Origin of the sequence: Burkholderia sp. AU15512 (assembly GCF_002223325.1) — a bacterium.
Taxonomy (GTDB): Bacteria; Pseudomonadota; Gammaproteobacteria; order Burkholderiales; family Burkholderiaceae; genus Burkholderia.
In genome coordinates this window covers 1178387-1190410 of the sequence record NZ_NKEX01000008.1, presented here as the reverse complement: position 1 = coordinate 1190410, position 12024 = coordinate 1178387, and the positions used below count along the sequence as shown (strand labels likewise).

12 protein-coding genes are annotated in these 12024 nt (G+C 65.8%); 4 read left to right on the top strand and 8 right to left on the bottom strand.

Annotated elements, in window-relative coordinates:
- Positions 1–592: 592 nt before the first annotated feature.
- On the bottom strand, positions 593–1609 hold the full coding sequence (locus CFB43_RS37290; protein WP_089499019.1) for an AraC family transcriptional regulator: 1017 nt from the start codon (positions 1607–1609) through the stop codon (positions 593–595).
- 126 nt (positions 1610–1735) lie between these two features.
- Positions 1736–2860 carry an MBL fold metallo-hydrolase gene (locus tag CFB43_RS37285; protein WP_089499018.1) on the bottom strand — a complete coding sequence of 375 codons (1125 nt, stop codon included), beginning with the start codon at positions 2858–2860 and terminating at the stop codon, positions 1736–1738.
- Between the two features lie 83 nt (positions 2861–2943).
- Here CFB43_RS37285 and CFB43_RS37280 point away from each other — a divergent pair, with 83 nt between their 5' ends.
- Entirely contained in the window at positions 2944–3597 is a 654-nt protein-coding gene (locus CFB43_RS37280) for a TetR/AcrR family transcriptional regulator (protein ID WP_089499017.1), read from the top strand.
- Positions 3598–3793: 196 nt separating this feature from the next.
- Positions 3794–4285, top strand: a complete 492-nt coding sequence (locus tag CFB43_RS37275; protein ID WP_089499016.1) for a flavodoxin family protein — start codon at positions 3794–3796, stop codon at positions 4283–4285.
- 94 nt (positions 4286–4379) lie between these two features.
- Here CFB43_RS37275 and CFB43_RS37270 read toward each other — a convergent pair whose 3' ends face one another.
- The gene (locus CFB43_RS37270; RefSeq protein ID WP_089499015.1) at positions 4380–4964 is read right to left on the bottom strand and encodes a DUF2889 domain-containing protein; all 585 of its coding nucleotides are present in this window, start codon (positions 4962–4964) and stop codon (positions 4380–4382) included.
- Between the two features lie 729 nt (positions 4965–5693).
- Here CFB43_RS37270 and CFB43_RS37265 point away from each other — a divergent pair.
- The gene (locus tag CFB43_RS37265) at positions 5694–6359 is read left to right on the top strand and encodes a ProQ/FinO family protein (protein WP_089499014.1); all 666 of its coding nucleotides are present in this window, start codon (positions 5694–5696) and stop codon (positions 6357–6359) included.
- A gap of 500 nt (positions 6360–6859) precedes the next feature.
- A complete protein-coding gene (locus CFB43_RS37260) occupies positions 6860–7921 on the top strand; it encodes a DMT family transporter (protein WP_089499013.1) in 1062 nt (353 codons plus the stop codon).
- A 108-nt stretch (positions 7922–8029) separates the two neighbouring features.
- Here CFB43_RS37260 and CFB43_RS37255 read toward each other — a convergent pair whose 3' ends face one another.
- The 5 genes from CFB43_RS37255 to CFB43_RS37235 all read right to left on the bottom strand — a co-directional run bounded on the left by CFB43_RS37255 (position 8030) and on the right by CFB43_RS37235 (position 12004).
- The gene (locus tag CFB43_RS37255; protein ID WP_089499091.1) at positions 8030–8620 is read right to left on the bottom strand and encodes a nitrogen fixation protein NifQ; all 591 of its coding nucleotides are present in this window, start codon (positions 8618–8620) and stop codon (positions 8030–8032) included.
- A gap of 84 nt (positions 8621–8704) precedes the next feature.
- Positions 8705–9130, bottom strand: a complete 426-nt coding sequence (locus CFB43_RS37250; protein ID WP_089499012.1) for a TOBE domain-containing protein — start codon at positions 9128–9130, stop codon at positions 8705–8707.
- Positions 9131–9319: 189 nt separating this feature from the next.
- A complete protein-coding gene (locus tag CFB43_RS37245; protein ID WP_089499011.1) occupies positions 9320–10819 on the bottom strand; it encodes an efflux transporter outer membrane subunit in 1500 nt (499 codons plus the stop codon).
- Positions 10816–11790 (bottom strand): efflux RND transporter periplasmic adaptor subunit, encoded by a 975-nt coding sequence (locus CFB43_RS37240; protein WP_089499010.1) that lies wholly within the window; start codon positions 11788–11790, stop codon positions 10816–10818. Before CFB43_RS37240 ends, CFB43_RS37245 begins: the two co-directional genes overlap by 4 nt.
- Before the next feature lies 1 nt (position 11791).
- Positions 11792–12004, bottom strand: a complete 213-nt coding sequence (locus tag CFB43_RS37235; protein WP_011350409.1) for a DUF1656 domain-containing protein — start codon at positions 12002–12004, stop codon at positions 11792–11794.
- Between the last annotated feature and the right edge of the window lie 20 nt (positions 12005–12024).

Here is a 12024-nt window from a genome sequence, read left to right as displayed (position 1 = left end):
AGAGACGGTGTGAATGCGGTTCGATATGTACTTAACGATACGTAAAATGTTGTATTCGAAACGTATCCAGTCGATCTGATGCCGAGATAAATCGAACCGAGGCGAATCAGATGCATCTTGACAAGGCGTCGAGCGACTTCGTGGGTGCCCACGCCGGTCTATCGGCGAGAGTTGTCACGTGACAACGCACACTTTCACCGCGCAAATCGATGGTTCGCAGCGTGGCGCGAGACTCCCAGCGCTGCAGCGTTTGTGGCCGAGCGTCCGGAGGGTACTAAGACGACTTGGTTGCGGAGACGGCATGGTCCTCATCAATTCATGAGATCGATATGAAATGACTTGCCTCTAGCCGATGAACATTTGCGATATCGGATACAGGTCCGACGCCGCGAGGCGCCCGCGCACCGCCCGATACTTAATTTGAATTCGCGGCGGCCTGCCGAGCAATCACTTCGGAGCAAGCAACTAGCGCGCATCTCGCTGCGCTCGTCTGGCTCAAGCGGGTCGCCCCTTCGCGCATGAAGGGGCGACCCACGCATTCCGCGGATACCACCAACCGCGGTATCTCACATCTCCGGTACCGTCCCGGTGATCAATACGTCGCCGCGACCGAAAGAACGACATCCGTTCCACTTCGCAGGCTATCGATATCTCTCCGCGGAGAATTACCGAACAACCGGCTGTATTCGCGATTGAACTGAGTCGGGCTCGCATATCCGACCCTGAACGAGGCCGACGCGGCGTCGAGCCGCTCGGACAGCATCAGTCGACGCGCCTCATTGAGCCGTATCCATTTCTGGTACTGCAGCGGACTCATGCCGGTGAGCTGGCGGAAGTGGTGGTGGAAGGTCGAACTGCTCATTTGTACCTGCGCCGCCAGATCGTCGACCCGAAGCGACTCGTCGTAATGGGTCCGCAACCACTGGATCGCCCGCGACACGCGGTTGCCCTGACTGCCGGCGGACGCAATCTGACGCAGGCGGGCACCCTGGTCGCTGGTCAACAACCGGTAATAGATTTCCCGCTCGACGTACGGTGCGAGAACTGCGATGGCGTTCGGATCATCCAGCAACGCCAGCAAGCGATTCACCGCGTCATAGAGCGATTCGTTCATATCGCCGACGACGAGGCCGCGGCCTGCCGGGGCTTCCTCGTGATCCGCTGCGACCTGCGCCATCAATTCAGCCATGACGCGAAAATCAAGCTTGAGCCCGATTCCGAGAAACGGCCTTTCGCGGCTGGCCTCGATGACCTGCGTCGAACCGGGCAAGTCGAGGGACGTGATCAGAAAGCGGTTGGCGTCGCAGAGATACACATCGCCGCTCTGAATGAGCCGCTTCGTGCCCTGGACGACGAGACCGAAGCTCGGCTCGACCATGCAGTCCATCGGCTGCGTTGTCGCCTCCCTTCGATGGAGGCTCAGGTTCGGAATGGCCGTGGTGAGGTGATCGACGTCTTTCGTCCATCTCGCGACGCGCTCTGCGAGCGTCTGCCGCAAGTCGTTCTCCCGGCTGCGGCTCGTTGATCGGGGGGCAACGGGGTTGAATGCGGCGATGGTGGCGTCGTCGACGGGGTGGCCGGGGGCGTATCGGACGGGTGCCGGATGCATGACTTCTCGACTCAGGTAATCGGATCTACAGACAGCCCGTCGACGTGCGGGTACGCCGGCAACGCGCCTGCCGGAGCTGCGGCATTGCCGCGCTCCGGGGAAAAAATGTACAACGGTCGGCGGGCTTTACTTCGCGGCCTGCGACGCGCAAAGCGTCCAGCGGCGCGATTTCGTGGCAACGGACGTCGCGCGCTCGTCCACCGTGCGCCACCACCGCTCGCCGCGATGCGGTTCGTCGAGTGCGAGGCGCTCGCCCATCCTGGGCGTCGACAGATCGACGCCTCGCACGATCGCCAGTGCCGTGACACGCTCGAACGGTTCCTGCCAGCGATGCATCGCGAGATCGAACGTGCCGTTGTGAATCGGAACCAGCCAGCGTCCGCGCAAATCGATGTGCGCCTGTACGGTCTCTTCCGGCTGCATGTGCACATACGGCCATTGCGCGTCGTATGCGCCTGTTTCGATCAGCGTGACATCGAACGGCCCGAGGCGCTCGCCGATCGTCCGGAAGCCGTCGAAGTAGCCGGTGTCACCGCTGAAGAACACGCGCAAGTCGTCGTCGACGATGACCCAGGACGCCCACAGCGTGCTGTTGCCGTCGAACAGGCTGCGCCCGGAAAAGTGCTGGGCAGGCGTCGCGGTCAGCGTCAGGCCGGCGACGTCGACGCTCTGCCACCAGTCGAGCTGACGGACTTTCTTCGCGTCGATGCCCCATTCGATCAGGCGGTCGCCGACACCCAGTGTTGTCACGAACACGCCGGTGGTCGCCGCGAGTGCGAGCACCGTGTCGCGGTCGAGATGATCGTAGTGATCGTGCGACAGGATCACGCCGCGCAGCGGCGGAAGATCTTCAAGCGCGATCGGCGGCGCATGGAAACGCTTCGGACCAACGCGCCGAAACGGCGACGCGCGCTCGGCGAACACGGGATCGGTCAGCCAGAATTCGCCGCGCAGCTTAAGCAGCAGCGTCGAATGACCAAGCCGGTACAGGCTGCGATCGGGCGCCGTGTCGAGCGCGGCGCGCGTCAACGAATCGACGGGTAGCCGCCCCGCGGGCACGGTATGGCGCGGCTTGTTGAACAGCATGTTCCAGGCGATCCCGAGCGTCTTGCTCAACCCCTCGACCGGACGGGGCGCGACATTGCTGAAACGCTCGCCATTGTGCTGCGGCGAGCCGCCGGACAGTGCGCGGCCGCGCCGGGCGGCCGCCAAACCCAGAATGCGGTGAATCAAAACGAGAGGCGATGCCATGTCGGTTCGTCCGGAAGAGAAAGTACACTAAACAGTGTAGTTTATTTCTGGGATAAGTAAACTACCCGGTGTAAAATTTCTGGATGGATACCAGCACTCCCCCTCGGCGCCTGACCGATCGAAAGCGCGCGGCCATCGTCGACGCGGCCATCGAGGAATTTCTCGCGTCGGGTTACGACGCGACCAGCATGGACCGCATCGCCGCGCGTGCTGACGTGTCGAAGCGCACGGTCTATAACCACTTCCCGGGCAAGGAAACATTGTTCGCCGCCATCCTGCAAAAATTGTGGGATGCAACCCGGACAGGCAGTTCGCCAACCTATCGTGCCGATGTGCCGCTGCGCGAGCAATTGCTTGCGTTGCTGGATCGCAAGATGCGTCTGCTCAGCGATGAGGCATTTCTGTCGCTCGCACGCGTCGCGATCGGTGCGGCCATCCATTCGCCGGAACGTGCGCGTGACATGGTCGAGCGCCTCGGAGAACGCGAGGAAGACATGACGGTCTGGGTGCGGACGGCCGCGGCGGCCGGACGCCTGTCCGTCACCGATCCGGTGTTTGCCGCGCATCAGCTGCACGGTGTCGTGAAGGCATTTGCGTTCTGGCCGCAGATAACGATGGGCCAACCGCCGCTCGCGGAGCCGGCGCAACAAAAAGTCGCTGAATCCGCCGCCGACATGTTTCTCGCGTACTACGCGCAGCCGGAACATACCGACGCATCGCGCGGCGTAACGGACTGACCGTGTGTGTATCCGGTCGAACTTGCGCGAATCGAACCTGGCGCAACATGCATGATCGGAACGTGCTTCGTAACGACGCGCCGGCAAACCGGCAGATCCAGGAAAGCGACCGCGGGATGTCTTATCGGATCTCCGGCCATTCAGCGGAAATCGGCGATGCCGTCAGCGCACCTGAACCGAACGTGAGCAACGACGAATGAAGACGCTGTTGATCGTCTATCACACGATGACCGGAGGCACGCAACAGATGGCCGAAGCGGCCGCCGGTGCTGCGCGCGAGCAAACCGGCGTCGACGTGAGGCTGCAGCGCGCCGATGCGACGAGCGCGGACGACGTACTGGCCGCCGACGCCTATCTGTTCGCAACGCCGGAGAATCTCGCGGCAATGTCCGGGCTGATGAAGGATTTCTTCGACCGCTGCTACTACGCGGCGCTCGATCGCGTGAACGGCCGCCCGTATGCGGTGATGATCTGCGCGGGAAGCGATGGGCAGAACGCGCTGCGCCAGATCGACCGGATCGCGACCGGATGGCGCTTGAAGAACGTGGCGCCTGGCCTGATCGTCTGTACCCACGCGCAGACGCCGGAACGCATCCTCGCGGCGAAGACGATCGACGCCGCCGATCTCGCGCGCTGCGCCGAATTGGGCGCCGGTCTCGCAGCGGGGCTTGCACTGGGCGTTTTTTGATTGCCGGTGCTGCAACTGCGACGACTGTTCGACGCCCGGTGGTGCACGCGACGCGCGCATTCTGCCGATACGGCACTGGCCGAACGCCCGGCCCTTAACTGCCCTTTGGCGCCTCGGAAGGCCGATGATATTCGGGCCAAAGTCGTTTCACGAGATCGCGCGATGCGCCGTAGGCATGGCAACTATCGATCTTGAGCGGTTTCCCGTCGCTGTCGCGCGCCTCGAGCGACGACTTCCGCATGCCGACCATCGTCTGATAGGCCGTGGTGGCGATCGGGCCGAGCAACTCCTTCAGGTGCGTGCACGTATCGCAGGACGGCAGGCGCTTGCGGATCTCGCTGTTCCAGCCCGCGCCGATGCTCAGTCCGACAAGCGCCTGCAGCGAGTCACCGCCGCCCGGGCACTGCGCATATGGATGCGACCGGAGGAACGTGGACACGGTGCGGACGACCATGTCGGCGTCGAAGACCAGCGTCACACCGAGGTCGTGGATCGGCGACAGCGCAGCGACCGTCCGCGTGCCGCCCGGCGGCGTGAAATCAAAGGTTTTGCGGTCCGCGAGGCAGGCCGTTACTTCGAACCGGCCGTCGCTGCGCCGATAGCCGCGCATGTCGATTTGCCGATGGTGAATCTCCTCGCGCGTGATGCCGTCGTGCGGGATGTCGTGTGGGGGAACCATGTCTCTGCTCCGTTTCGTACAACCGGTTCGTTCTTTTGGCAGGCAAGCGGGATGGCGGCGGGTCGCCGGTGGGGCTCGGCGAAACGGGCCGACGCACGCTGCCGACGACATCGATCCGGCCATACTACGCACTTTTCGGCCTCTTCGTGCGCCACGTGATGGATGCGGACGCAACGAGTCGTATGCGGGCACCGATGCTGTCGAATGGGTACGGCACTTGCGCCGATCCATCGTCGTGGTCATTGATTCGCTCGCAGCCGACGCCGCTGCCCGGGATGCAGAAGCGCAGCCGGGGCCGAGGCGCGCCGATGCGGCGGGATCGCGTTCGACGTCCGGAGGCGGAATACCACGTGTCGGGCGTCGATCGGTGTCGCCGGGGCAATCGCAGCACGGAAAATGGCCCCGATTTCCGCCCACGAGCGTGAACGGCGTGACTTCCGGAAACGTATCCATATAATGCGCAACACGACCGCATGGACGCATTTCCGGTACACCGAATCGGGCCAACGCAGACCAGTGAGTCAACCGGCCGCCGCGCGTACCGGTATACTTCCACTCCTGCCTTGTCCGGCATCGTGGCCGGGTGCCTGAAAACAGAGTGGCGTGCGCGATGCGGCCCCGTAGTGTTCCGCATCGGCGGCAGAGGGGTCGCACGCATGGCGGCGAAGCTTGTGCGCCGCGCGGCATGGCCGCACGAACCACACCTTATATTCCTGGTGGATTGAATTTATGGGTTTTGAACAACTTGCCGAATTGCGGGCGCAGCTCGCAGCGAAGGCCAAGCAGGAGCGCAACGCGAAGCGGCCGGCAGCGCCGGCGGACACCGGCGCGAAGCCGAAGTCCGGCGACCAGCCGCAGCGTGGCGCCAAGCCGGCTGCGGCCGGCGGCAAAGCAGCGCACCGCGCGAAGCCGGCTCCGGCGAAGCCGTCGGCGCCGGTCGATCCGGTCATCGTTGCGATCGGCAAACTGCAGCGTAAGTTTCCACGTGCGTTCCCGAAGAATCCGGCCCCCAAAGTGCCGCTCAAGGTCGGTATCTGGGACGACCTCGCACGTGAAGCACAGGCCGTCGGGCTCAACGAAGCCGAACTGCGCGAAGCGATGTCGACGTGGTGCCGTGGCAACCGCTACTGGTCGTGCCTCGTCGAAGACGCCGTGCGGGTCGATCTGCAGGGTAACGAAGCAGGGCGTGTCACGCATGACGATGCAGCTCGGGCACGCCGCCTGAAGGCTCGTCGCCCCGGCAACAAGGGCGCGGGGCAATCGGCCAAGGGCGCGCCGCAGCAGCCGAAGGCTGAGCAGCAAGCCGAGGCCGCCGCCGAGCCGCAAGCGGCAAACGTGGAAGCGCAAGCCGATGCAGCGCCGCAGGTCGAGCAGCAAACGGCCGGAAACGCGTAATCCGCACCGCGCCGCTGCATACTGCACGGCGCTTTCCCGCAGGCACATCGCCTGCGGTGAATGACCCGACAGTCCGACCTGCCTCGACCGAGGGAGGTCAGGACTGCTCCCACCGGTGCTCGACGTGCCGGGCGCTTATCTATCCCACCTCGAACAGACCACGCGACCGGACGAAGAAAGTTCGCCGATCGATGCTGCACGCGCGTTGTCTCGACTGTGTCGTTTGCGCATGAACGGTACGCATGCCGCGCATACGGCGACGCTTCTTTCGATTGATTCGTGTTCCTAAAATAAAGGCATGCCGAAACCATCGACTGACGCGTGGACGATCCCACTCGGTCATCGTGACATGCTGACGCGCGATAATCTCGTCGATGTCGTCAGGTCGCACGCAAGCTCGCCGGCTGCCATGCAGCTTGCATTGCGAAAGGTCGAAAAGCCCACCGCGACGCAACCCGCTGCGACGGCCAGCGTCTTTCAACGTCAATTCGAACCGGATCATGCACTCGAGACATTCCGCGATCCTCGTCGCGCTCACCGCTGCCGCGCTGTTCGGCGCCGCGACACCGCTCGCCAAGGCGCTGATCGGCGCGATGTCGCCGTTCATGGTCGCCGGCCTGTTCTATCTCGGCAGCGGCGTCGGGCTCGGTATCGGGATCCTGCTTCGTCGCCTGCACAACCGGCAGGCGACGACCGCAGGCGCCGCGCCGCTGCAGCGTGCAGACCTGCCTTGGCTGGCCGGCGCGATTGCGGCGGGCGGGGTGGCCGGCCCGGCGTTGCTGATGCTCGGGCTGTCGAGCACGCCAGCGGCGACGAGTGCGTTGCTGCTCAATCTCGAGGGCGTGCTGACGGCCGTCATCGCGTGGGTCGTGTTTCGCGAGAACGTGGATTCGCAGGTGTTCCTCGGAATGGTCGCGATCGTCGCCGGCGGCACGCTGCTGTCGTGGACGCCGGGCCACGCAGGCGTGCCGGTCGGCGCGCTGCTGATCGTCGGCGCATGCCTGTGCTGGGCGGTCGACAACAACCTGACCCGCAAGGTGGCCGCAAACGATGCGATGGTCATCGCGTGCGCGAAGGGGCTGATCGCCGGCCCCGTGAACATCGGCATCGCGCTGGCGACCGGCGCGACGCTGCCGGCTGTCCCGGTCACGGCTGCCGCGATGCTGACGGGGCTCGGCGGCTACGGGATCAGCCTCGTGCTGTTCGTCGTCGCACTGCGTCATCTCGGCAGCGCGCGCACGGGCGCATATTTCTCGATCGCGCCGCTGTTCGGCGTCGTGCTGTCGCTGCTGATCTGGCCCGCGCTGCCGCCCGGGACGTTCTGGATCGCTGCCGTGCTGATGGCGCTCGGGATCTGGCTGCACGTTCGCGAACGACATGAACACACGCACACGCACGAGCCACTCGAGCACACGCATCGGCATCGGCACGACGAACATCATCAGCATGCGCACGATTTTGCGTACGACGGCAACGAACCGCACACGCATCCGCACGTGCATCTGCCGATCACGCACAGCCATGCGCATTTTCCGGACATTCATCACCGGCACCGGCATTGAGCGCGTCATGACCAGCAGGCGATACGGTGCGCAAGGTAACCGTTTATGGGGCGGGTTCTCCGGATAGCGATGCGACGACTCGGATGAGCAGCCCGGCAGCCGCGGTGGTTATCGCGCGTGGGGAAAGCAAAAGCCGAAATCCTCGCAGCCCGGGCACCCGGGGGCGGGGCCCGACGGTACATCGAGCGCGGCGGCCACTTCCTGTGCGAGGAATTTCTTCCAGCGCAGGTGAGCGACGTTGCGCGCGGCAAGCGCGGGGAAATAGCGATCGAGCATCGCGGATACCGCGTCGCGCCCGTCGAGCCCGAGATCGCGCCACAGATGATCGGGGCGAAGGCAGGCGTGCGCGATGATCGACGCGAGACAGCCGGCGTCGTCGCGGTCGGCGGCGGGATTCGCGTCGTTCATCAGCCGCGTGTGCAGCGTTGCGACGAACGCCGCGTGAGGGGATGGCAGCACTGCCATCGCGGCCGTTGGCGCGAGCGCTGCGACATCGGCCGCAGGCAGGTGCGGAAACTGCCGCGTCAGCAGGCCGGCCAGTTGACGACGAGACAGGCCGAGCAGCCCGAGTTCGTTGCGGCGCGCGCGTGCCGCAACGAGTGCGCCGAACAGGCGTGCATCGGGTGTGTCGGCACTGGCCGCCGCGGACAGCAACGACTGCAGCGCCCGTTGCCGAGCGTGATCGAACGCGGTTGTCATCGCATGCATCCGACCGGCAGCCGCACGTCGCGATTCGCGTGAATGCGCGGTGCCAAACGGGTTGCCATCGCAATCGTCATGCGTTCATTCGACGCCGACGATCACGCTCGATGCCTTGAAGATCGCGGACGCGGCCGTGCCGCTCGCGAGGCCGAGGCGATCGACGCTGTCGTTGGTGACGATCGCGACGATCTCGGCGCCGCCCGCGGCCTTGATCACGACTTCCGAATTGACCGCGCCTTTCGCGACCGACAATACGGTGCCCGCGACGCAGTTGCGGGCCGACACTTTGCTGCTGTCGACGTCGACCATCACGATCACCGACGACGCCTTCACGAGCGCGAATGCCTTCGAGCCTGCCGCGAGGCCCAGCGAAGCCGCGCTGCCGTGGGTGATCACGGCGACGATGTCGAGGCCGTCCTGCGTGTGGAGCGTAATTTCGTCGTTGACGGCACCGGTCTTGACGGCGCTGACCTGGCCGGCGAAATGGTTGCGGGCGCTGGTTCGCATGATGGATCTCCGGGTGGATGCTGCTGGGGGTTCAGCGGCAAAAGATGAATGGAAATGCATCGGCCAGTTTACCGTCAACGTGGGGGTTCGTCGTCCTTCCGACGCTATGGCGCGCATCAGGAAAGCTCGCCGCCGCCAAGCGTTTCGCCAGATGCGCGTGATGTCCTGAAGATGACTGCGCTGCCGTGATTACTCGCTGGTCGCGGGTGTCGCGGCGGTGCGCGTGGCGTCGGGGCGGACGTCCGGTGCGGCCGTCGTACCGTCGGATTCCCACCCCCCGCCAAGCGCGAGGAAGAGCCGCACCTGGTCGGTCGCGACCTGGCCTTCGGCGGCTGCCACCTGCGCCTGCGCGCTCGTCAGCGTACGCGTCGCGTCGAGATCGGAGATAAACGACTCGCGGCCGGCCAGATAGAGGCGATGCGTTTCGTCGGCGGAATTGCGTGCCGATTCATACGCAGTACGCAGCGCTTCCATGCGCTGCACGTCGGCCGCATAGGTTGCGAGGCTCGACTGCGTTTCGCGCAGCGCGTTCAGCACGACGCCGTCGAAGTGCGCGAGCGCGCCACCCGTCGCGGCTTCGGCCTCGCGTACGCGGGCACGCTGGCCGTTGACCGGGAACGACCAGCTGATCAGCGGGCCGAACGACCAGCGATTCGTCGTGGACGAGAACAGGTCGGCGGCGACACCGACCGAGCCGGCCGACGCGCCGATGCTGATCGACGGGTACAGCGCGGCGGTCGCCACGCCGATCCGCGCGGTCGCGGCCGCGAGTTGCCGCTCGGCTGCGCGCACGTCTGGGCGGCGGCGCAGCAGCGCGGCGCCGTCGCCGATCGGAATCGGCTGGCGCAGCTTCGGCAGGCGCTCGCATTCGGCAACGGCCTTCGGCAGGTCGGCCGGCGAACGCGCGAGCAGCGCGGCGAGCTGGTATTGCGCGACCTTGCGGCGGCCTTCGAAGCGCGGGATATCGGCGGCGAGGGTGCGCACCTGCGTCACGCCGCGCGTCACGTCGGTCTGGTTGCCGCGCCCGGCATCGCGCAGCCGCTGCGATAGCGCGACGCGCTGCTTCTGCAGCGCGAGCGACTGCTTCGCGACAGCCAGCTCGTCGCCGGCCGAGCACGATTCGACGTACGCACGCACGACGTCGGCGACGACCGTGATGCGCGCCAGGTCGCCGGCGGCCCTGACGGCTTCGCTGTCCGCGCGCGCGGCTTCGACGCCGCGCCGCAGCTTGCCGAACAGGTCGATCTCGTACGACACGTTGATGCCGACCGCGCCTTCGTTGACGATCGGCAGCTTGTTCTCGAGCAGGTATTGCTCGGCCGACTCCTGGGCGCGCTGCACGGCGGCTTCCGCGCCGCCCGAGAAGCCACCCTGCTGGCTTGCGACTTCCAGCGCCGCGCGCGAACGCGCGAGGTTGGCCGCGGCGACGCGCAGGTCGGTGTTCGACTTCAGTGCATCGCGCACGAGCGCGTTGAGCACGGGGTCGTCGTAGAGCTGCCACCAGTTGCCGGGCACGGCGTCGCGCGACACGAGCGTGCGGTTCGCATCGTCGAGCGCATGGTTCGCGAGCGGCGCATTCACGTACGCCTGCTGCGGCAGCGTGTAATCGGGGCCGACGGACTTGCACGCGCCGAGTGCGAGCGCAAGCGGCGCGAGCGTCGCGGCGAGGCGCAGACCGTGCCGCTTCATTGCGATGCTCCTGTCGCGCTGGCGGCCGTGCCGGAAGCCGTCGATACCGGTGCGGCGACCGCCGACGCGCCGGCCGCCGGCTTCGTTTGGTCGTTGCGGCGCGTGTCGGCTTCGCGCATCGAGACGGTCGCGGTACGGCCCGCGATCATCCGGAAATCGTCGGGCACCTCGTCGAGCACGACGCGCACCGGCACGCGCTGCGCGAGCCGCACCCAGCTGAATGCGGGGTTCACGTTCGGCAGCAGGTTCGCGCCCTGCGTGCGGTCGCGATCCTCGATCGCGGCGACGATGCTCTGCACGTGGCCGCGCAGCGCACGCGGCTCGCCCATCACGATGATGTCGACCTGTTGGCCGATGTGGATGCCGCGCAGCTTGGTTTCCTCGAAGTAGCCGTCGACGCGGAACGAATTGCGGTCGACGACCGACAGCACCGCGCGGCCGGCCGGCACGTATTCGCCGACGCGCGGCGCGCGGTCGTTCAGGTAGCCGTCCACGGGACTGACGATCGTCGTGCGCTGCAGGTTCAGCTTCGCGGTGTCGAGCGACACCTGCGCATCGGCGACGGCCGCTTCGCCCTGTTCGACGCGCGTGCGGCTTTCCTCGACCTGCTCGCTCGCGACCAGGTTGCCGAGCTGCAGGTTGCGGGCGTACTCGCGCTTCGCCTGCGCGAGCGTCGCGCGGCGCTGCGCGAGCGTGGCTTCGGCGAGCCGTTCCGCGAGCGCGTAGCGCGCCTGGTCGATCACGAACAGCACCTGGCCGCGCTTGACCTCCTGGTTGTCGGCGACCTGCACCGACGTGATGAGGCCCGCCACGTCCGGCGCGACCTGGATCACGTCGGCGCGCACGTGACCGTCGCGGGTCCACGGCGAGAACATGTAGTAGTTGACGATGCGCCACAGCACGATGGCCGCCACGACGACGACGATCAGGGTGAGCAGGATTTGCCCTGCCGAGAGCCAGGTTTTTTTCACGTTAGGTAGCCACGAGATGGTGGGACACGATCACGACGGCGGCAAACACGAACACGTAGATGCCGAGGTCGAAGATCGAACGGTGCCAGACGAGGCGGTAGAAGCCGACGCGCTCGAGCACGGCGCGCACGACGATGTTGATCAGGTAGGCGATCAGCATCAGCACGAGCGGGGCCGGCACGAATACGCCGAAGATGTCGATTTCGCCGATCATGGTCGCGGTCGGAAGGACAG